The organism is Streptomyces sp. NPDC002698 (genome assembly GCF_042888945.1).
GTDB lineage: Bacteria > Actinomycetota > Actinomycetes > Streptomycetales > Streptomycetaceae > Streptomyces.
In genome coordinates this window covers 20,201-40,356 of sequence record NZ_JBIAQM010000043.1, presented here as the reverse complement: position 1 = coordinate 40,356, position 20,156 = coordinate 20,201, and the positions used below count along the sequence as shown (strand labels likewise).

The 20,156-nt window shown below is 75.6% G+C and carries 14 protein-coding genes; 11 read left to right on the top strand and 3 right to left on the bottom strand.

Annotation, left to right across the window (positions count from 1 at the left end; translation table 11 throughout):
• Positions 1–29 precede the first annotated feature (29 nt).
• From ACFYW9_RS36030 to ACFYW9_RS36005, 6 genes are all read left to right on the top strand, one after another.
• On the top strand, positions 30–2,222 hold the full coding sequence (locus ACFYW9_RS36030) for a condensation domain-containing protein (protein WP_389159337.1): 2,193 nt from the start codon (positions 30–32) through the stop codon (positions 2,220–2,222).
• Between the two features lie 189 nt (positions 2,223–2,411).
• Positions 2,412–2,612 carry an acyl-CoA carboxylase subunit epsilon gene (locus ACFYW9_RS36025; RefSeq protein WP_389159336.1) on the top strand — a complete coding sequence of 67 codons (201 nt, stop codon included), beginning with the start codon at positions 2,412–2,414 and terminating at the stop codon, positions 2,610–2,612.
• A 314-nt stretch (positions 2,613–2,926) separates the two neighbouring features.
• A complete protein-coding gene (locus ACFYW9_RS36020) occupies positions 2,927–3,802 on the top strand; it encodes a BTAD domain-containing putative transcriptional regulator (protein ID WP_389159348.1) in 876 nt (291 codons plus the stop codon).
• 170 nt (positions 3,803–3,972) lie between these two features.
• Positions 3,973–4,737 carry a phosphopantetheine-binding protein gene (locus ACFYW9_RS36015; RefSeq protein WP_389159335.1) on the top strand — a complete coding sequence of 255 codons (765 nt, stop codon included), beginning with the start codon at positions 3,973–3,975 and terminating at the stop codon, positions 4,735–4,737.
• Positions 4,738–4,860: 123 nt separating this feature from the next.
• On the top strand, positions 4,861–5,712 hold the full coding sequence (locus ACFYW9_RS36010; RefSeq protein WP_389159334.1) for a 4'-phosphopantetheinyl transferase family protein: 852 nt from the start codon (positions 4,861–4,863) through the stop codon (positions 5,710–5,712).
• A gap of 348 nt (positions 5,713–6,060) precedes the next feature.
• The gene (locus ACFYW9_RS36005; RefSeq protein WP_351867804.1) at positions 6,061–6,882 is read left to right on the top strand and encodes an AfsR/SARP family transcriptional regulator; all 822 of its coding nucleotides are present in this window, start codon (positions 6,061–6,063) and stop codon (positions 6,880–6,882) included.
• Between the two features lie 122 nt (positions 6,883–7,004).
• Here ACFYW9_RS36005 and ACFYW9_RS36000 read toward each other — a convergent pair whose 3' ends face one another.
• Positions 7,005–7,253 carry a phosphopantetheine-binding protein gene (locus tag ACFYW9_RS36000; RefSeq protein ID WP_351867802.1) on the bottom strand — a complete coding sequence of 83 codons (249 nt, stop codon included), beginning with the start codon at positions 7,251–7,253 and terminating at the stop codon, positions 7,005–7,007.
• A gap of 762 nt (positions 7,254–8,015) precedes the next feature.
• On the opposite strand from ACFYW9_RS36000, the gene ACFYW9_RS35995 reads away from it, so the two are divergent.
• From ACFYW9_RS35995 to ACFYW9_RS35985, 3 genes are all read left to right on the top strand, one after another.
• Positions 8,016–8,375, top strand: coding sequence for a hypothetical protein (locus tag ACFYW9_RS35995; RefSeq protein ID WP_389159333.1), 360 nt, complete (start codon positions 8,016–8,018; stop codon positions 8,373–8,375).
• A 264-nt stretch (positions 8,376–8,639) separates the two neighbouring features.
• Positions 8,640–10,757 carry a condensation domain-containing protein gene (locus ACFYW9_RS35990; protein WP_389159332.1) on the top strand — a complete coding sequence of 706 codons (2,118 nt, stop codon included), beginning with the start codon at positions 8,640–8,642 and terminating at the stop codon, positions 10,755–10,757.
• A gap of 553 nt (positions 10,758–11,310) precedes the next feature.
• Positions 11,311–12,546 carry a helix-turn-helix domain-containing protein gene (locus ACFYW9_RS35985; protein ID WP_351867792.1) on the top strand — a complete coding sequence of 412 codons (1,236 nt, stop codon included), beginning with the start codon at positions 11,311–11,313 and terminating at the stop codon, positions 12,544–12,546.
• Positions 12,547–12,580: 34 nt separating this feature from the next.
• On the opposite strand, the gene ACFYW9_RS35980 is transcribed toward ACFYW9_RS35985, so the two are convergent.
• Together ACFYW9_RS35980 and ACFYW9_RS35975 are read right to left on the bottom strand one after the other, a co-directional pair.
• On the bottom strand, positions 12,581–17,353 hold the full coding sequence (locus ACFYW9_RS35980) for an AMP-binding protein (RefSeq protein WP_389159331.1): 4,773 nt from the start codon (positions 17,351–17,353) through the stop codon (positions 12,581–12,583).
• Between the two features lie 298 nt (positions 17,354–17,651).
• A complete protein-coding gene (locus tag ACFYW9_RS35975; protein WP_389159330.1) occupies positions 17,652–17,990 on the bottom strand; it encodes a hypothetical protein in 339 nt (112 codons plus the stop codon).
• 401 nt (positions 17,991–18,391) lie between these two features.
• On the opposite strand from ACFYW9_RS35975, the gene ACFYW9_RS35970 reads away from it, so the two are divergent.
• Both ACFYW9_RS35970 and ACFYW9_RS35965 read left to right on the top strand, forming a co-directional pair.
• The gene (locus ACFYW9_RS35970; RefSeq protein WP_389159329.1) at positions 18,392–19,612 is read left to right on the top strand and encodes an aminotransferase class V-fold PLP-dependent enzyme; all 1,221 of its coding nucleotides are present in this window, start codon (positions 18,392–18,394) and stop codon (positions 19,610–19,612) included.
• A gap of 362 nt (positions 19,613–19,974) precedes the next feature.
• A complete protein-coding gene (locus ACFYW9_RS35965; protein ID WP_351867782.1) occupies positions 19,975–20,151 on the top strand; it encodes a hypothetical protein in 177 nt (58 codons plus the stop codon).
• Positions 20,152–20,156: the final 5 nt, after the last annotated feature.

The window sequence follows — 20,156 nt, the reverse complement described above, 5'->3', positions numbered from 1 at the left end:
GGCGGAGCTGTCCGGCATCCCGGGGGCGGATGAGCAGTGATCACTCGCGCGCCGGCGCCGTCGTCGCCGTCGTGCACGAACCGCCGGGCGCCCACGACCGGTCGCCGCTCGTCCTGGAACTGTGCGGACTGACCCGTACGGACGCCGAGGCCGTCGCCGCCCGCGTCGCGCGGCGTCACCGGTCCTACGACGTCGCCCTGGACGACACGCCGGGCCCGCCGCGGGGCGAGGCGGGTGCGGGCCGCTACCTTCTGCGGCTCGCTTCCCGTGCCCCGGCCGGATCCGGCGCACCGCTCACCGACGACCTGCTGGCCGACCTGCTGGCCCCGCCCGCCGCGGGCACGCTCACCGTCAGCGGGCATCAGCGGGCGCTGCTCGCGGCCGCGGTCACCGGCCAGGGCGGCCCCGGCCGGTACGTGGAGCAGATCCACTGGGAGTGGACGGGCCCGCTGGACCTCACCCGGTTCACCGCCTCCTGGCAGTCCGTCGCCGAGCGCGAGGCGGTGCTGCGGGCGTCCTTCGACCGGGCCGGCGCCCCCCGTCTGGTGCTGCACGAGCACGCGGTCCTCGAGGTCGTCCGCCACGCGCACACCGACGCCGGCTGGAACGAACTGCTGCGCCGCGACCGCGACCGCGGCTTCGAGCTGTACCGGCCGGGCCTGCTGCGGGTGTCCCTGCTCGACCGCCCGCCCGCCCCCGCCCCCACCACCCCCACCACCGACACCCCCGCCGCCGGCGGGGGCGGGCGGCCGGTGTCCGTCCGGGTGCTGGTGACCTATCACCGGGCGCTGCTCGACGAGCGCGGGGCGCGTCTGCTGGTGCGCCAGTTCTACCGCTCCTACCTCGCCGGCGGCGTGCTGCCCGGCGCGGAGCGGCGGCCCGACATCCGTGACTACGCCCACTGGCTGAGCCGCCAGGACCCGGCCGCGGCCCGGGAGTTCTGGAGGGCCGGCGCACCGCCCGCCGGCGCCGCCGTCAGCCCCGCCCGTCCTGGCGGGCCGCCCCGGCGCGGTGAGGGGACGGGCCGTATCCGGCGCCGGCTCAGGGCGCCGCAGGCCGCGCAGCTGCGCTCCTGGGCCGCGGGACGGGGCGCGGGGGAGAGCAGCGTCCTGCACGTGGTGTGGGCCCTGCTGCTGTACCGGGCGGCCGGGGCGAAGGGGCCGCTGCCGGTGGCCTTCGGCGTGCACCTGTCGGGGCGGGACCTGCCGCTGCGGGGGGCCGCCGGCATTCCCGGGCTGCTGGGCAACCCGCTGCCGATGACGGTCACCGTGGACCCGGCCGCGCCGCTGGTGGACCTGCTGCTGCGGGTGCGGGACGCGGCACTGGACCTGAGCGCCTACGCCTGGGTCGGCGGCGACCAGGTCCGCCGGTGGAGCGGGCGCGCCCCCGGGTCCCCTCTCACCGAGAGCACCGTGCGCTTCGAGGGCCGCTTCGAGCCGCCGGTGAACCTGCGGGCCGAACTCGCGGCGCAGGGCATCGGGGCGGGCGCGCCGCACAGCGCCGGCGGCGCCACGGCCTTGCCCATCACGCTCGTCGCGCACCACGACGGCGAGGGCTGCCTGGTGCTGAGCGCCCTGTACGACCGGGCCAGGTTCACCGACGCCGACGCCTCCGACGCGCTGGCGCAGTGCCTGCACCTGCTGCGCGGCCTGCCCGACCACCCGGACCGGGCGTTCACCGTCGCCGACGCCCTGCGTCTGCTGGGCACCTCGCAGGTGCCCGCCATGACGGCGCCGGCAGCGGCCGGCACCGCCCTGGCGCCGGCGGTGCTGCGCCCCGGGCGGCCCGGGGCGGATCTCGTGTGCCTGCTCACCGTCCCCGGCGTCACCCCCGGTGCCTACGACCTGCTCCTGCGCCAGTACGAGGGGCCCGAACGCATCGTCTCGCTCACGGTCGCCGGGGGGCAGGTGCCGGCCGGGGTATTGGAGGAACTCCTGGGCCGGAGCCGGCGGCTGACCGTGTGCGGCGCCGGGCCCGCCGGCCGGGTCGCCCACGCCGCCGCCCGCCGCACGGCGCGGGAGACGGGTGTGGCCGCGGCCGTGGTCATGACCGGCACCGGCGGCGGGGGGGGGGGCGGGCGGCGCGCGGGGGGGGGGGGGGCGGGGGGGGGGGGGGGGGGGGGCGGGGCGGCGCCGGCGCCCCCCCGCCCCGCCCCCCCCCCCCCCCCCGCCCCGCCCCCCCCCCCCCCGGCCCTGCGGGCGGTGCGGGCGCGCAGCGCCTGACTCCCGGCACGCCAAGAGCGCCCGCCGGCAGGGCCCGGCGCCCGGCAGGCGTTCTTGGCGTGCAGGCAGGGCCCGGGTCCCGGCAGGCCGGCAGGGTCCGGCGTCCGGTGTGCGGCGGTGCCGTCCAGCGGGCCGAGAGCGTTTCTTGAGTGCCGTCGCGAAGGGTGGCGCCAGACGAAGGAGGGCGCCATGGGCGACCTGGACCGCGCACAGCCGGCTCTGCGGGTCGAGCGCGGCACCGCGACCGAAGAGGAACTGGCCGCGCTGACCGTCGTACTGCTGGCCCTGCGCGCCCGGCCGGCACCCGGGCGGATCCCCGGCCGGCCGGACGGCGGCTCGCGCTGGTGGCTGCGCGGGCCTCACCGCCACGGGGCGCACGGCTGGCGGTGAGGCCCCCGGCGGAGCCCGGAACGAGGAGACTTGCCGGTCTGTTTGAGGGTGTTCCCGGCAGCAGGCCCGGTCCGCTCCGGCCGGGCGGACCCCTTGGGCCCCGCGGTCCCGTACCGGTCCGCGGGCAGGCTGCGGGGTGTGCGAACGGCCGCCGTTCCAGGGCGAGGTGCCACGTGGAAGGCCGTCCTCGGGGACCGCTGCACCGCTGCTGGACGGGTGGTCAAAAACAGGACGACCGGTCTCGTATTGACATACCGCCTGTGCTGTTTTTTAATGTTGGAGTGTCAGCAGCGCACGTGGACAGGGGAGACGGCGTGGACATCGACGTATTAGGTGCTCTGGACGTGCGGGAGAACGGGGTGTCCGTCGCTCCGACGGCGCCCAAGCCCCGCCAGGTGCTGGCGCTGCTGGCGGTGCACGCGGACCGGGCGGTGCCGGTCGCCTCGCTCATCGAGGAACTGTGGTCGGGCCGGCCGCCGCGCAGCGCACGCACCACCCTGCAGACCTACGTGCTGCAGCTGCGCGAACTGATCGGGGCGGCGCTGGAGCACGGCGCCGCACAGCAGCCCGCCGCCGGGCCGCGACGCCGCACCGCCAAGGACGTCCTGGTCACCCTGCCGGGCGGCTACCTGCTGGCCGCCGCGGGCGGCACCAGCGACGTCCGCGAGTTCGACCGGCTGGCCGGACTGGGCTACCGGGCCATGGACGCCGGCGACTTCGCGGGCGCCTCCCGCAGCCTGGCCGCCGCCCTGGACCTGTGGTCGGGATCCGCGTTCGCGGACGTGCAGACCGGGGCCCAGCTCGCCATGGAGGCCAGGCGCCTGGACGAGGGCCGGCTGTGCGCACTGGACCAGCGCATCGAGGCGGACCTGCGGCTGGGCCGGCACCGCGAAGTCCTCGCCGAGCTCACGGTTTTGACCAGCCGTTACCGCAGCCACGAGAACCTGCACGCCCAGTTCATGATCGCGCTGCACCGCTCGGGGCGGCGCGGCGAGGCGCTCAACGCCTACACCCACCTGCGCACCACCCTGGGCCGCGACCTGGGCCTGGAACCCTCCCCGCGGCTGCGCCGGCTCCAGCACTCGATCCTGCTGGACGCGCCCGAGACCGCGCCGGCCCCGGCCGCGGCCCGTGCCGCCCGGGCCGTGCACCACCCCGACGCCGCGGCCCGGGCCGCCGCCGGCCGGTAGCGGCCCACCCCGCCGGGGCGGTGACGCGGACGCCGCCGCCCCGCCCGGGCCGGAGCCCGCTCTCTTTCCCGCAGGCGTGCCCGCCCGGGCCGGAGCCCGACTCTCTCCCGCGAGCGGGAGGCACCCCACCCCGGCCCGAAGGCCGGGGGCATCCACGAAGGGACGACCCGATGACCAGCGAGCCGACGCCGCCCTGCGACGGCCACGGAGACATCCTCGCCGAGCTCACGGCCGTGCTGGCCCATGTCGTGCACGCCGACCCCGACCGGGTCGACCCCGGGCAGCCCTTTTCCGTCCTCGGCCTGGACTCCCTGCTCACCATCGAGTTCGTCTCGGCCATCGAGGGGCACTTCGGCCTGCGGATCGCCGGCGCGGACCTCTACGAGTACGCCACGCCGGCCCTCCTGGCCCGTCACCTGGCGGCCCTGCGCCGCGGCACCGGCGAGGCCCCCGCGGTCCAGGACTCCGGCGCCGTGGCCGCGGTGCTGCAGGTGCTGCGCCACCAGCTGGCACAGATCCTGCACTGCGACCCCTGGGAGATCGACGGCGGCGCCGCCTTCGCGGAGCTGGGCATCGACTCCATCCTGGCGGCGGACTTCGCCGCCGGCGTCAACCGCGCCTACGGCCTGAGCGAACGTCCCCTGACCGTCCACGAGCATCCCAGCCTCGCCTCGATGGCCGCCTACATCGCCTCCCGCACCCGGGGCGCACCGGCCCCCGCGGCACCCGGTGCCCGCGACACCCCCCCGGCCGAAGCACCCGAGGCACCCGAAGCACCCGAGGCACCCGAGGCGCAGCGGCCGCCCGCCGTCACCGCGGCGCCCGGGCCGCCCGCGCTGTCCCGGCAGGAGGTGCTCGCGCTCCTCGACGCGGTGCGCGGCGAGCGGATCGGCGTCGACGAGGCCGCCGCGCTGCTGGCGAACCGTCCGGCCTGAACGGGGGCCACCACCTGTGGAGCACCGGCAGCTCTGCGCCCGCCCGGGCCCTGGCGGCCCCCGCGCCGCGACGTCCCCTCGTCCATGGCGGGACGGCGAACCGAGACGGACTGAGACGACACCATGACCTTCACCGCACCGGAGCCGCCCGGCACCCCGCTGGCCCCGCACCACGAGACGGTGCCCCCGGTGAAGCTGTGGCTGTGCCCCAACGACGCCCTCCCGCCCGCCGTCGCCGGCATCCTGGCCTCGCACTGGCTCGACGAACGGGAGAACGAGACCGCCGCCCGGTTCCTCTTCGAACGCGACCGCCGGCAGTACCTCGTCGCCCACACCCTGGTCCGCCGCGCGCTGGCGCTGGAGGCCGGCCTCGGCGAGGCCGAGCTGGTCATCTGGCGCTCCTCCCGCGGGCGGCCCTTCCTGCAGCCGTTGCCCGGCGGCCTGCCCCGGGGCGGCGGCCATCTCGACTTCAACCTCTCCCACGCCGGCGGCTACAGCCTGCTGGGGATCGTCCGCACACAGCGCGTCGGCGTCGACGTGGAGTGCCTGGACCGCGAGGCGGGCGCCCTGGAGACCATCCTGACCACCTTCACCCCGGGCGAGCAGCACTGGGCGCGCCGAGCGCCCCCGGGACGCCGGCGCGACCGCCGGGTGCTCAGGCTGTGGACCCTGAAGGAGGCCTACTCCAAGGCCCGCGGACTGGGACTGGGCCTGCCCTTCGACGAGTTCGCCTTCACCCTGGACGACGACCAAGGCGTGCTCGCCTTCCAGCCGCCCGCCGACGACCTGGCCGGACGCTGGAGGCTGCTGGAACTGGAGCCGGTGCCCGGCGTGCTGGCCGCGGTGGCCCTGCCCGCGGACGACAACCGCGCCCCGCACCTGGAACTGCACCAGGGATTCCCCTGGGACCGGGCCGCACCGCACACCATCGCCCTGCCCGGGCCCGTGGGCGGCGCACCGCACGGCCACGGCTGAGACGGGACCACCACGCCCGCCACGCCACGCCGGACCGGACCGGCGTGGCGTGGGATGGGGCGGCGTGGCGGAGCACGGATGAAAAAAAGAGAGGGGCGGACGCGGCGCGGTATCGTCCGCCGTCCCGAAACCGGACCGCAATCCGGAATCAGTAATTCAGTTTTCCTCCGGGCGCGGAGTTCCCGGGGCAGGCGCACATTCGGCGCACCACCTCACGTGGAGCACCGCTGGAGGACCGCTACAGGAAAACGCTCGGGGGGCACGGACACGGCTAGCGTGCCTAGCGGCGGAGATTTCCGGCCATCAAAAGGAAATGGACAAGGAACTCGACGAGGTGGGGAGGCCGCCATGGAGATTCAGGTTCTGGGTCCGTTGAGTGCCGAGGTCAACGGGGGATCAATCGTTCCGACGGCCGGCAAGCCGCGACAGATCCTGTCGCTGCTGGCGCTCTACCCGGGACGGGTCATGCCTGTTCCCACGCTCATGGAGGAGCTCTGGGGAACCGAGCCCCCGGCGAGCGCACTGACGACCCTGCAGACGTACATACTCCAGCTGCGCCGGCGGCTCGGCACGGCCATGGGCCCGGGCGCACCGTCCGGCGCGAAGGACGTTCTGGCCACACGGCACGGCGGATACCTGCTCCAGATCGACAAGAGCTGTGTCGACGTGCACGCCTACGAGGAGCTGATCCGCCAGGGACAGACGGCGTTCGTGGAAGGCGACGACGAGGTGTCCGCGGCGCGGTTTCGCACGGCACTGGACCTGTGGACCGGCGCACCGCTGGTCGACGTGAGACTCGGTCCCGTCCTGGAGATCGAGGTGATGCGGCTGCAGGAGAGCCGGCTGGTCACCGTCGAACGGCGCATCGACGCCGACCTGCGGCTGGGCCGTCACGCGCAGCTGATCGCCGAACTGACCGAGCTGACCGCCCGCCACCCGCACCACGAGGGACTGCACTCCCAGGTGATGGTGGCGATGTACCGCTCGGGCCGGCAGGCCACCGCGCTGGAGGTCTACCGCAGGCTGCGCATCCGGCTCATCGACGAGCTGGGCGTGGAACCCTCCCCGCAGCTGCAGCGCATGCACCAGGCCATGCTGGCCGTGGACCCGCAGCTGGACATGCTGGCGGGACCGCGCCACGGCTCGACGTTCGACCTGTTCGCGGCGTGAGGGACGGCGCCGCCCGGCCCGGTGCCGGCGGCCTTTTTCGCCCTCCCGCGCCACCGCCGGTCCGCGGCCCGGCGGCCGGACCGCCATCGGGTCCGGCCACCGGGCCTGTGCCGCGGGAGGGCTCACACGAGCGCCCGCAGCCGGGTCAGCGTCGCCCACAGGACCCCCGGCGTGGCGAAGGTGTCCAGGGAGAGGACATCGTCCACGAAGTGCACCCCGTAGGCGCCCTCCAGCGAGCCCAGCAGCTCCACCGCGCCCAGCGAGTCCAGACCCGCGAGCCTGAGGTCGGTGTCGGCCTCCAGCGGTTCACCGGCGTCGAGGAACGGCAGGTACTCGCGCAGCAGTTCCTCGAACTTCTTGTCCCAGGCCATGGCTGACCTCACCCCTTTGTGTGTCGTCGTCTCATCGGTCGCTGTCCGCCGCGCGGGCCGTCGGCGTGGGCTGTGGTGCAGCCCCGCACCTGCCGGTCCCAAGCCCTCGTGCCCGTTCGCCGGCGCACCCGTCTGCCGCGGCCGGAGCCGGGAAGCACAGGGGAGAGGCAGGGAGAGGGGGAGGGGGAGGGGGAGGGGCGGGGCCGGGAGGGCGTGCGGAAGCGGGGCCGCCGCTGCCGGACCCGCGGACGTGCGCGGTGTGTCCACGGCGGCCGCCCGCTCGATCCCCGGGCGTGCGGGCGCGCTACCGCCCCGGCCCGCGGGCCCCTTTGCCGGGACGGCGCGGGAGCACCTCCGGGCGCGGTCGGTGAAGGCGTCCGTCACAATCACCGCGGTCCTGCCGGCCAGCGTCATAGCGGTCCTGTCGGTCGCTCCACCCCCACCGGGCCAGCCTGGCCACGCCGCCTACAGCGGCGGTGGAGCCGCGGCCGGACGCGGGACGAAACCATGGCCGGGGCGGAAAAACCCGCGCCGGGCGGCCCGCGCATTCGACCGGCAACGATTTCAGAAAGGCGGAGAAAAAGGGGAAAGCCGGCCGCGGGATCATTTCACGGTTTTCGGAAAAGGATTTCCGGTCGATTGGCCGCGCTGTTCCGGGATTTACCCGTCCTCCATTGCCGCTCCAGCGTGAACAGCCATGATTTCCGGGCCGGTCGTACGGCCGCAAAGGGGATGACGGACCACGAGGAAGGGCCTCTCGCCATGGCACTGGCACTGACCGAGCCCCTCAGCGGGGCGCTGCATGAACTCCTCGCCGCGCGCAGCCTGCGCGAGCGCAACAGGGAACTCGTCCTCGCGCTGGTCGCGGCGGGCAACCGGGGCGAGGTCAATCACCTCACCCGTCACTGGGCGGGCGCCGCCGAAACGGGCGGACACACGCTGCCCGACGGGCTGGGGCTGACCCTGGAGAGCGTCGTCGCCGACCACGACGTCGTCGCCCTGCGCGCCACCGCCCGTGCCGAAGGGGCGGCCTGGTCGCTGGCCGCCGAGCTCCGCTTCGATGCCGCGGGCCGGGTCGAGCAGTGCCACGACCTGCTCGTGGCGAAGACGGCAGCGGGCTGAGACGGCAGCGGTCCCGGACGGCAGCGCGCCGGGACGGCTTGGGACGGCTTGGACGGCAGAGCGCCGGGACGGCAGCGCGCCGCCCGAACCGAGGACCGTTCGCGGGCCGCTGGAGAAAACGGACGGCCCGGACGCGCCGGAGCTAGCGTGAACAGACCGGGGCTCCGGCCCTGTCGGCGCGTGCCCGCCCGCCAGGGCCCGCCGGCCCCCCGAGCCCGGGGGCGGTTGCTCGTTCCGTACGGGGTGTCCGGAAAGGGGGAGACGATGAACGGTGACCGGCCCGATGGTGTGTGCGCGGTGATCGACCCCGAACAAGGTGAGCACGACACCACCACCATGGAACTGCACGGGGCGCTGGACACCGCCTCCTTCCACCGCGCCCTGCACCGCGTCGCGGAGATCCGCCCCGGTCCCCGGCACGGGGGATTCCGGCTGCTGCGGCACCAGCCCGGCCTGCACACCGTCGAACTGCCCGGCACCGGGGGAGCCCCCGCGCCCGCCGCCGCGGGCCTGCTCGCCGACCTGCTCACCGCCGCCCCCGAGCCCTGCCCCGACGCCGGGCCGGCCGCCGCAGCGGCGGGCCCGCCCTGCCGGACGCTGCCGCGCACCGAACCGGTCACCCCCCTGCAGCAGCAGCGGCTCGCCGACGCCCTGGCCCGGCCCGGCCACCAGGCCGAGCAGATCCTCTGGCGCTGGCACGGCCCCCTGGACACCGCACGCTTCGAAGCGGCCTGGCACGCCGTCGGCGAGCGGGAGAGCGTGCTGCGCACCGCCTTCGTATGGGACCCCGGGCCCCGCGCCGTCGTCTTCGACCGCGCCTTCACCGACATCGTCCGCCACCCCGGCACCACGGTGATCCGGCGCACGGCGCTGGCGGCCCGCGAACGCGCCCGCGCCTTCGACCTGCGACGCCCGCCGGCGGTACGCCTGGCCCTGCTGGACAGCGGCCCCGAGGACACCGCGGAACCCTTCACCGACGTCCTGGTCACCTATCACCGTGCCCTGCTGGACAGCTGGAGCGTGCGGCTGCTGATGCGCGAGTGCTGCCGCGCCTACCTCGCCGGGGGGACCCTGCCCGGCGGCCGGCGCCGTCCCGACCTCGGCGACTGCGCCCGCCTGCTCGGCGCCCAGGACCCCGGCCCCGCCCACGACTTCTGGCGCGGCCCCGCCCACCGGCCCCCCGTACCCACACCCGCACCCGCACCCGCGCCCGGCCCTGCCCGGCCCACGGACACCGGCACCGGTACCGGTACCGGTACCGGCACCGGTGTGCTGCGCGCCGCCCTGTCCCCGGCCCGCAGCACCCACCTGGCCCACTGGGCGGCACGCTGGGGCGTCGCGGAGAGCAGCGTCCTCCAGGCCGTGTGGACCCTGCTCCTCTACCGCGCCCGCCAGAACGCACCCGCCCCCGCGACCGTCGGCTTCGGCCTGGACTTCCCCGGCCGCGGACTGCTCCTGGAAGGCATCGAGGGCGTCCCCGGCCCGTTCGAGAACGCACTGCCCCTCACCGTCGCCCTCGACCCGGCACTGCGACTGCCCCGGCTGCTGCGCACCCTGCGCGACCAGGTGATGGACCTGTCCGCCTACGAATGGGCCACCGCGAGCAGACCGGCGGCCACCGGCGCCGGCGCGCCGGCGCGGGCCGGCGGCCTGCTCGCCTTCGACTGCGGCCCGCGCCCCGAGACCGCCTACGGCGACGAACTCGCCGCCCACGGCATCCGCCTGGAGGAACAGGAAGCGGCCGGAACGCCCGCCGGATACGCCCTGCGCCTGCGCGCCGGCCACGACACCCACCGCGCGCTCGTCCTGACCTGCGCCTACGACCGCGACCTCATCGACACCGGCACCGCCCGCACCCTGCTGGCACACACCGTGCGCCTGCTGCGCCTGCTGCCCGCCACGGCGAGCGCGACCACCACCGTCGCCGACGTGCTGGCCTGGATGCCGAAGACGGCCACACCCCCGGTGCCGGACGGCCCCGCCGCCTGGGACACCGCACCCCTGGTGGTGCTGCGCGGCGCGTCGGCACCCACGGCGGCCACCGTGTGCCTGCTCGACGTCCCCGGCGCCCCGCACACCGGGCACCGCGAACTGGTACGGCACTACCGGGGACCCGAAGCCCTGACCGCGCTGCGGCTCACCGCCGGCCGGCAGGCCGCCCAGGCCGACGTCCTCACCCGGCTCGCCCGCTCGGCGGGCCGGCTGGTCCTCGGCGGGTACTCCGGCACCGGCGTTCTGGCCTGCGAACTGGCCAGGCAGGTCACCGCGTCCGGAGTGCGCACACCGCTGGTCGTGGTCGGCGGCGCGGGCCACGACCCGGGCGGGCCCCGGAGCCTGGCACGCGCCCTGCAGCGGGCGAGCACGTCAGCCGCCCGGCCCTGAGCCGTCACGCCTCCTGCGCCCGTCACGCCCGCACCACCACGGGAAAGACCGTCACGGGGGGAAAGACCGTCACGGGGGGAAGACCACTGCGAGGAAAGACCACTGCGAGGAAAGACCACCACGGGGGAAGAGCACCACGGGGGGAAGACCCCTTCTAGGGCCAGTTGATGTCGTCGTCGGACGACGTGTCACGCATCGGCGCCGGTCGGCCGGCCAGGCCCATGCGGACGGCGCGGCGGGCAGGAACCGCGTGTTTCATCAGACCCTCCGTGGACGCGGACGAGGACAGCTCCCGTGAACGAGGACGGACCGGTGCGCAGGTACCGGCCCCGGCGCTTGAGACATTGCCCGCAACCGCTCAAGAACCGCTCGAGGAACGCCAGACGAATCCATGAGGTTCGCACGAACTCCGAGGCACGGCATCTGGCAAAACATTGCCCCGCCGTTGCCCGGCCCCCTAGGCTCGTTGCGGCACCCGGTGCACCGGGGCGGTCGCACGCCCCGTCCCGCCCCACCGGCCGCCCCCCACCCGCCCGTCCCAGGGAATGGTCACATGCTGCGTCAGCCCGCGTTCGGCCGTCGTCTCCGCAAACTGCGACAGGCCCGCGGGCTGTCCCAGACCGCCCTGGCCGGTGACGGCATGTCCACCGGATACCTCTCCCGCCTGGAGTCGGGCGCACGCCAGCCCACCGAACGGGCCGTCGCCCACCTCGCCGAACGGCTCGGCCTGGACGCGGCCGACTTCGAGGAACCCGCCGGCGGCTCACTGGCCCACGCCCTGTCGCTGGTCTCCTCCACCGGCTCAGGCACGGCGATGGAAACACTGCGCGAAGCCCTGGCGGCCGAGGGACACGAAGCACCGGTACTGCGCTGGCAGGCCCTGTGGCAGCTCGCCGGACAGCGCCGCCTCCAGGGCGACCACGCCGGCGAGCGGGAGTACCTGGAGGAACTGGTCCGGCTCGGCGACGCGGTCGGACTGGTCGCCCTGCGGGTCCGCGGCCTGACCCGCCTCGCCCGCTGCCTGCGCGCGCTGGGCGAGATCACCGCCGCCCTCGACGCCGCGACCGCGGCCCACCACCTGGCCCGCGAGGACGACCTCGACGCGGAGGACCGCGCCGCGGTGCTGCTGGCACTGATCTCGGTGGAGGCCGAAGCGGGCCGCATGCCCGACGCGCGGGCCCACGCCGACGAACTGGTCGAACTCGTCGCGGGCCGCAGCGACGCACTGTGGGCGGAGTCCATGTGGACCGCCGCGGTGGTACGCCTGCGCCAGGGCGACCACACCGCCGCGCAGATCTACCTGGAAGAGGCCCTGGAGAAGTTCAGCAGCCAGGACGACCTCGTGCTGTGGCTGCGCCTGCGGTTCACGGCCAGCCGCCTGTACCTGCAAAAGCAGCCGCCGAACGCCCAGGCCGCCGAGCGGTGCCTCACCGACGCCGAACCCGCGCTCGCCTTCGTCGGCACCCCCGGCCTGCGCCAGGACCTGCTCGCGCTCAAGGCGGACGTCGCCTTCTTCCTCGCCCGCTACGACGAGGTCAACGCCCTGCTCGGCGAACTCGCCGAGATGGAGCTGAGGATGAGCTACCGCGACCGGGTACGCCTGGACATCCTCCGCAACCAGCTGCGCATCCGCTCCGGTGACCCCAGCGGCATCCAGGGACTGCGGGACCTGGCCGAGCAGGCCCAGGCCGGCGCCAACATCGACCTGGCCGCGGACATCTGGCGCATCCTCGCCGAATCCCTGGCGGGCTCCGCCGCACAAAGCGGCCCCGCCCCCTCCGGGACCTGAGCACCCGCCCCCAGGGCTCCCCCCCAGGACTTCCTCACCGCTCGTACAGATCCTCCGCGCGCGCCTCGTGCCAGCCCCGGGGCACGGCGGCCGCGGCCGGCCCCCGGGCCCGGTGGCCGGCCGCGTCGGCCAGCACCACGAAGGCGGCGGACGCGTCGTCGAACGGATCGTCGTGGGCCGCACCGTCCAGCACCCGCAGATTGCCGTACTCGTCCAGCCGGGCGGCCCGGCCGGTACGCCACATCCGGGCGGTGGTGTCACCGGGTCCGCCGAACGGGTCGGGCAGGAACCGCTCACCGCCCGCCGCGCCCGCCCCCGTGTAGCCGCGGGCCACGCCCGCGCCCGCGATGTAGAGGGACCCGGTCCGGCCCGGGCCCACCGGACACAGCCGCGCGTCCAGGAGATAGGCGCGGTGGCCGGGAGCGGGCCGGGCCGGGGTACCCGGCGTGTGCTCGACCACCAGCCTGGCCTCGGCCCAGCCGCCGCTCACGGTCAGCTCCGCGCCCTCGGTCCGGGCGAGCGAGACCAGCGCGCTCAGCACGTCGTCGGCGCCGCCCAGCACCACCCGCGCCCCCTGCCGGCCAAGCCACCCCAGCACCTCGTGCGGCACGTCGCAGGCCAGCGAACCGTCCGGGACGTGCACGCGCGCCCCGCCCACCAGCGCGCCCAGCAGCCCGATCGCCGCGTCCCCGTCCGGGTAGCCGCGCACCAGCCAGGCCGCGTCGGCCCGCACCGCCGCGGTGACGGCCTCACCGCCCACCGCGACGGTGCCGCCCTCACCGGGCAGCAGCAGGAGCGGGTCCCCGCCGCGCAGCGGCCGGGTCCGCTCGCCCTGCGTCACCGGCCAGTGCCCGGCCGGCGCCTGCCGGCCGGCCACGTCCTCCCGCACCAGCCGGGCCGCGCCGGGCACGGCCGGCAGCAGCAGGTCCGCGGTCTCGTCGAGCAGCAGCACCACCGGACGCAGCGACTCGGCCAGGTCCAGCGCCGGGTCGACCGGCACCAGCGCGGCCCCGGTCTTCACCACCGCCATCGCCGCCACCGCGAACCCCGCCGGTGAGGACAGCGCGGTCAGCACACAGCTGCCGGGACCGGCCCGGTGCTCGATCAGGGCGTGCGCCAACAGGTCCGAACGGGCGTCGAGTTCGGCGTAGTCCAGGCCCTCCAGCGCGAGCGCCCCAGGAGCCCGCGCGACCTGCGCCGCGAACAGTGACGCCACGTCCCGGCGCACGAGCGGCACCTGCGCACCCGCCCACACCCCGCTCCCGGCCACCGCTCCGGGCAGCAGCCGCAGCCGGCTCAGCCGCGTGGCGGGTGCCTCAAGGACCGAACGCAGTACGGCGGTGAGCTGGTCGGCAAGGGCGGCCGCCGCCCTCTCGCCGAGCGTCTCGTGACGGAAGGAGACGCTGACGGCGATACCGGCCGCCTCGCCCGCGGGACCCTGCCGTTCCGTCAGCGTCAGCCCCAGGTCCGCGGCCGGCACCGCGGGCGTGCACTGCTCGGCCTGCACACACAGCCCACCCGCCTCGAACCGGCCCACGCACTCCTGCACCACCGCCAGCGCGACCCCGCCGGGCAGCGCCGCCAGCGCCGCCCCACCGTCCCGGTAGGCGGCCAGGTCCCGCTCGCGGACCCGGCGCAGCAGCTCGGTGAAGGCCGGATCCCCGCAGGTGTCGACCGTCAGCGCCAGCACCCGCCCGTAGGGGCCCACCGCCTCGCGCAGCGCGGCCGTGTCCCGCGCCGGGACCGGCGCGGCCACGGTGACCGGGTCCTGCGCGCCGAGCCGGCCGAGCAGCGCCACCAGCGCGGCGTGCACCACCATGAACAAGGTGACGCCCTGCCCGGCGGCCAGCCGGGTCAGCCGCGCGTGCAGGTCCGCGTCCAGGCTCCTGTCCAGGGTGCCGTAGGAGGCGGGCCCCGACCGCGGCCCGCTGCCCGGCAGCACGGCCGGCGGCCGGTCGCCGAAGACCGCGCGGGGCGCCGCGTCCAGCCCGGCGGGACGGCGGTGCGGGCTGCCCCCGCCGGCCCGCGCCCCATAGGCCCGGGCCAGGTCGGCGGCCAGCGGCACATGCGACCACAGATCCACCGAGTCGGCGGGCAGGGCCAGCTCCAGCAGATGGTCCTCGGCCGCCAGCGCCCGCAGCCGGGTACCGGCCGAGCCCAGCCGGGAGTTGCGCAGCGCCTCATGGCGCCGCCCCAGATCCTCCAGGGCCGCCTCCAGGGCACGCCCGTCCAGCGGACCGCGCAGCCGCAGCGAGAACGCCCGGCTGTCGCCGGCCGTGTCGCCCGGCCCGGTCACCGCCGCGGGCGTGTCGCCGACGAGCAGGGCGAACGCGGCCGGGGTCGGCGCCTCGTACAGCGCCCGGCTGCCCGGGTCGACGCCCAGAACCTCGCGGACCCGGGACAGCAGCCGGGCCGCCGCCGGCGAATGGCCGCCGATACGGAAGAAGTCGGACTCCGCCCGCACCCGGTGCCGGGGCAGGCCCACCACCTCGGCGAACAGATCACGCACGATCTCCTGGAGCGGCGTGCCGGGCTGGGTGCCCCCGCGGCCGGCCGCGGGGGCGGGCACCGGCAGCGCCGCACGGTCCACCGCACCGGCCCCGTCCAGCGGCAGGGCCTGCAGGACCACCAGCGCCGACGGCACCATGTGCTCCGGCAGCCGCTCCTGCAGATGGGCGCGCAGGACCACCTCCAGATCCACGGCGTCCTCGAAAGCGGCCGGAGTACTGGCCCAGCCCTCCGCCCCCGCACCGGTGCGCCCCTTGGCCCCGGCAGCGGGCGCCGCGCAGGTGCCCGTCACCACACCCGCGGGCACCCGCGCGGGATCGACGAGGACGATGTCGAGGAGCTCGGGACTCTCCCCCCAGGTGGGCAGAGCCCGGTAGCCCAGACGCTCGGCCCTCTCGCACAGCGCCTCCGGACCGGGGGCGGGCGCGTCCTGCGGCGCCAGGTCGATGCCCTCCAGCGGATCGAAGAGGGACCGCATCGCCGCGTACTCGTCGTGCACCCGCCGGTTGGGCACCCCGGCCAGGCGCAGCACGGCAGGACGCGCCGCCGTCGCCCGGTCCACGGCCTCCAGCCCGCCGGCGACGTCCGCGCCCCAGCGCACCACGGGCGCAACCCCCAGGTCGGCGACCGGCTCGGCGGTGGAGAGCACCACGTCGTAGCGGTAGCGGGTCAGCTCGTTGTGGTGCGCACCCCGCTTGATCCGCACGTCGACCGCGCGCACGGCGGGCAGGTCCCGGGCGAGCGCCCCGAACAGGGCGGGGGAGAGGAGCAGCTCGCTCTCCGTGGCCACCTGGCGGCCGACGGCACGGCGCAGCGCCTCCCGGTCGCCCTCGGCGGCGCCCGGCCGGGCCAGCGCGATCCCGGTCTGCAGACAGCGGGCGAGATCGAGGCTGCGCACATCGCCGAGAAGGAGCGAGCCGCCCGGGGCGAGCAGCGCCAGCACCCGCTCGACGACGGTACGCAGACGGGCCAGGCCCGGGAAGTACTGGACCACCGAGTTGACGACGACCAGGTCGAAGTGGCCGGCGGGCAGCCCGCCGGTGTCCTCGGCACCGCGGCAGTCCAGCCGCACCTTGTCCTTCAGCAACGGGTCCGCCTCCACCCCCGCGGCGAGCGCGGCGAGCGCGGCGGGGGAGAAGTCGGTGGCCCAGTACTCGTGGACCTCCTCGTCGCGGGCCAGGCGGGCCAGCAGCAGCCCGGTGCCCACACCGATCTCCAAAACCCTGCGGCGCGGCAGCTCCCGGATCCGCCCGAGGGTGGCGTCCCGCCACTCCCGCAGCTCCTCCGGCGGGATCGGCAGCGCGTCGTAACTGCTGTTCCAGCCGGTGAAGTCCTCCCCCGGGCCACGGGCCGCGGCACCGGCGTGGAGCGCTTCGTGGATCTCCTTCCACCGGGCGGTCTGCGCGTCCTCCTCGGCGGCCGCCGGCACCACGACGGCCGGCACCACATGCGCCACCAGCCGCCCCGCGCCGTCCGCGCCCTCGTGCAGGGACACCACCGCGGCGGACACCGCCGGGTGCGCGCTCAGCACCGACTCGACCTCCCCGAGCCCGAAGCTCTGGCCGCACAGCTCGACCCGGTCCCGCACCTGCCCGGCCGCCTCCCGCCCGCCACCGTCCCCGTCCGGCCGTGCGTCTGTCCGTCCGTCCGGCCCGGCACCCGGCGCCAGGGCCGTCCACACCGCGAAGGCGACCGCGTCGAAGGCCGGCCCCGCCCCGGCCACCACGCCGTCGGCGTCCGGCCGCACAGGACCGGCGGAGCGTACGAGGTCCAGCACCGCGCGCTGCGGCACGACGACCCCCTCGACGGCACCGGTGGCGGCGGAGGGGTAGCAGACACACAGGGCGTCGTCCGGGCCGGTTGCCTGCTCGGGCAGGGCCTCGCAGCGCCGGGCGATCTCGGCCGCCTCGGCGTCCAGCGCGAGGACCACCGCGTCCAGACCCGCGTAGTCCGCGGCGCCCGCGCTCCCGGTCAGCACCGCGACAGCCGCACTGTCGCGCACGATCAGCCGCCGCCGCCGCGCACGGTCGGCGGGGTCGAGGGGGACGCAGACCGCTCCGGCCCGCACGATCCCGAGGAACGCCGTCACCGTCTCCGGGCCCGGCCGCAGCGAGGTCGCCACCCGGTCGCCGCGGCCGATGCCGCGGGCCCGCAGATGGGCGGCGAGACGGTTGGCCGCGCGGCCCAGCTCCCGGTAGGTGAGGCGGCCGCCGGCGCCGTCGTCCTGTCCGGGATGGCGCACCGCGACCGCGTCGGGACGCTCCTGGACCTGCTGCTCGATGAGGTCGGAGATGGACATCGGTACCCGCTCCCTTATGACAGCGCCTTCCGGCTTGGCAAAACCTTGCCTGAATATTGGCAAGGGCGGCCTGAGGAGGCGTCCTGAAGTGGTCGAGCGGCACTGGAGCCGCTGGTGGCGCGGGGGCGTTGCCGCCAGGGTCCGGGGCGCGAGGTTGCCAAGGCGCCCGGAGCCGGGGGAGTGCCCGGCGATCACCCGGGGGTCCCGCGCACGACGGCGCCCGAAAACGCCGAAGCCCCCGCGCGGCATGGCTGCCTGCGGGGGCGTCACGGGGCGGGCACGGATGCCCGGACGCGGATCAGACGCTGGCGGTGGCGGGGGCGACGGGCCAGTCGATGTTGCCGGTCTGGAGGGTGGCGGGGGCGACGGGCCAGTCGATGTTGCCGGTCTGGAGGGTGGCGGGGGCGACGGGCCAGTCGATGTTGCCGGTCTGGAGGGCGGCGGGGGCGACGGGCCAGTCGATGTTGCCGGTCTGGAGGGCGGCGGGGGCGACCGGCCAGTCGATGTTGCCGGACTGGACCGCGGAGACCGTCTTCGCCGTCGCCGGCCAGTCGATCGCGTTCGCGGCGGTGGTGCCGGCGGCGGAGAAGGCGGTCAGGGCGGTGGCGGCGATGGCGATGCGGGCGATGCGGTTCATGGCGGGCTCCTCGGTGTCAATTTCGTTTTCGTTGCTTGGCAACCTTCTGCCAAGAAGATTGGCAACAAAAGCTCGCAAATTGGTCGTGGATGGGTCGATTCGGACTCAAGGTGCACGCCAGGAACACTCCAGGAGGCGGTCCGGAGCCACGGATTTGCCTAGAAAAAGCCGCCCTGAGCTGCGGAAACGAGAATCCTTGGCAGAGCCGGAAATGCTCTGGCAACGCTTGGCAATTCCTGGAGAACCGGGTGGGGAGCGGCCGGGATCCCCGTCGTCGACCCCGCGCTAGAGCCGTACCTGAGCCGCTGCTGCCCGAGGTTGCCAAACTTCCGACACTCAAGGCAAGGTGTTGCCATGAAGTAGGCAATCATTTGCCTCACCTGTGGGGGGAGGCCCCTGAAGTGAACGAGAAATCCCACGGTGACCGCAGGATCCACCTCAATGCGGCCGGCGCCGGACGCATGCCCGCGGCCGTAGAGGAGGTCCTCACCGAGTGGACGCGTTTCGAGGACCGCTACGGGCCCTACGAGCTGGACGAACGCCTCGAGGACGTCCTGCACCGGCAGGTCCACGAGCACCTGGCCGCCCTGCTCGGCGCGCCGCCCGGGGACACCTTCCTGTGCACCGGCGCCGCCGACGCGTTCGCCGCCGTGCTGTCCCGGCTGCCGTTGGGCCCGCGCGACCGCGTCTGGGCGACTCCCTACGAGTCGGCCGCCAACCTCAGCGCCGTCTTCGCGCTGCGCGCGCGCACCGGCTGCCGGCTGGAGGTGGTACCGCTGGGTCCCGACGGCGACCTCGACCTGGAGTGGATGGCACGGCACATCGGCGACGACGTCGCCCTGGTCTGCGTCCCCTACGTTCCCTCGGGCTGCGGCATCGTCCATCCCGTCGAGGACATCGGGCGCATCCTCGCCCCGCACCGGTGCCTGTACGCCGTCGACGCCTCCTACGCGGCGGGGCAGCTGCCCGTGGACGCCGCCCGTATCGGCTGCCACCTGCTGACCGGGGACGGCTGGAGGTTCCTGCGCGGCCCCTACGCGGCCGGATTCGCCGGCGTGGCACCGCGGTTGCGTGAGGCCCTGGCCCCGCACGGCGGCCTGTCGCTTTTGCCGCCGCACGGCGCCGCGGCCGCCGCGCTGAACGAGGCCCTGGTCCTGAACGCGGCCGTGTCCGCGCGCACCGACCTCGCTTTTGGCCTGCGCGCCGCCGTCGAGGACACGGCCGGCACCGAGCTGATCGCCCCCGGACGCCTCCAGAGCGGCATCGTCACCTTCCGGCACCAGGACGTGCCGGCCGCACTGGTGCGCCGCCGGCTCGCGGACCGCGGAGTGGTCGTGTGGAAGACGGTCGCCGAGGAGGTCCCGCTGTACCTGCCGAAGCGGGGTGTCGTCACGGCCGTACGCGCATCCGTCCACCACGACAACTCGGCGAAGGACATCGAGGTGTTCGCCGACGCCCTCAAGGACGCCGTGACCGGGACGCGCCCGCTCCCCGCGCCCGCCCGGCACCCGGAGCCGGCCGCACCGGCGCCGCACACGATGCCGTCCCGGCCGGCCGCGGCCGGGATCCCGCGCGCGCGGCCGGGATCCCGCGCGCGCGGCCGGCAAGCCGCAGGCACCTGACCCTGGTGACGGGCCGGCCGCCGCAAACCGGCCCGCTTTCGCCCGGCGCGTGAACGGCACGCACCCCGGCCGGCCGGGACGACCGGTGCGGCCGGGGCGGACGCGGGCGGCCCTCTGACACCCGCCATCCGCGCCGGCCTCGGGCCCCGGCGCCCGCGCCATCGGACGGGGACACCGGCAGGCCGCCGGCCCACCCGCCGCACCGGGCCCGGGGGGAAGGACTCCCGGGCTTCGCCGTACGCCCGGCGGCTGTGGCCCGATGCTCGAGCAAGGCGCGAGCAGTCTCCAGGCGCATCCCGAGTCCGCTCGTGTTCCCTCCAGGTGCGGTCACTGAACGGCAGTGGCCCCGAAGGAGGTTTCGCATGGCTCTGCGCGACGTTTTCCAGTCCCTCAACGAGACCGACGCCGTCGCTTCGCCGGCCGAGTCCCGCCTGGCGGGCGAGGGCGTCCTCGACCCGGAGAAGGCCGCGGTCCTCAACAACAACGAGGAGGCCGCCGACGCCCCCATGACCGTCCTCAGCCAGATCAACGAGGCCTGAGCAGC

Bases quoted from the DNA above. Each gene is read 5' to 3' on its own strand.
- ACFYW9_RS36010 (WP_389159334.1), top strand. From the start codon at position 4,861: ATGACCTTCACCGCACCGGAGCCGCCCGGCACCCCGCTGGCCCCGCAC.
- ACFYW9_RS35965 (WP_351867782.1), top strand. From the start codon at position 19,975: ATGGCTCTGCGCGACGTTTTCCAGTCCCTCAACGAGACCGACGCCGTC.
- ACFYW9_RS36005 (WP_351867804.1), top strand. From the start codon at position 6,061: ATGGAGATTCAGGTTCTGGGTCCGTTGAGTGCCGAGGTCAACGGGGGA.
- ACFYW9_RS35975 (WP_389159330.1), bottom strand. From the start codon at position 17,990: ATGAACCGCATCGCCCGCATCGCCATCGCCGCCACCGCCCTGACCGCC.
- ACFYW9_RS35990 (WP_389159332.1), top strand. From the start codon at position 8,640: ATGAACGGTGACCGGCCCGATGGTGTGTGCGCGGTGATCGACCCCGAA.
- ACFYW9_RS36025 (WP_389159336.1), top strand. From the start codon at position 2,412: ATGGGCGACCTGGACCGCGCACAGCCGGCTCTGCGGGTCGAGCGCGGC.
- ACFYW9_RS36015 (WP_389159335.1), top strand. From the start codon at position 3,973: ATGACCAGCGAGCCGACGCCGCCCTGCGACGGCCACGGAGACATCCTC.
- ACFYW9_RS36000 (WP_351867802.1), bottom strand. From the start codon at position 7,253: ATGGCCTGGGACAAGAAGTTCGAGGAACTGCTGCGCGAGTACCTGCCG.
- ACFYW9_RS35985 (WP_351867792.1), top strand. From the start codon at position 11,311: ATGCTGCGTCAGCCCGCGTTCGGCCGTCGTCTCCGCAAACTGCGACAG.
- ACFYW9_RS36030 (WP_389159337.1), top strand. From the start codon at position 30: ATGAGCAGTGATCACTCGCGCGCCGGCGCCGTCGTCGCCGTCGTGCAC.
- ACFYW9_RS35980 (WP_389159331.1), bottom strand. From the start codon at position 17,353: ATGTCCATCTCCGACCTCATCGAGCAGCAGGTCCAGGAGCGTCCCGAC.
- ACFYW9_RS35995 (WP_389159333.1), top strand. From the start codon at position 8,016: ATGGCACTGGCACTGACCGAGCCCCTCAGCGGGGCGCTGCATGAACTC.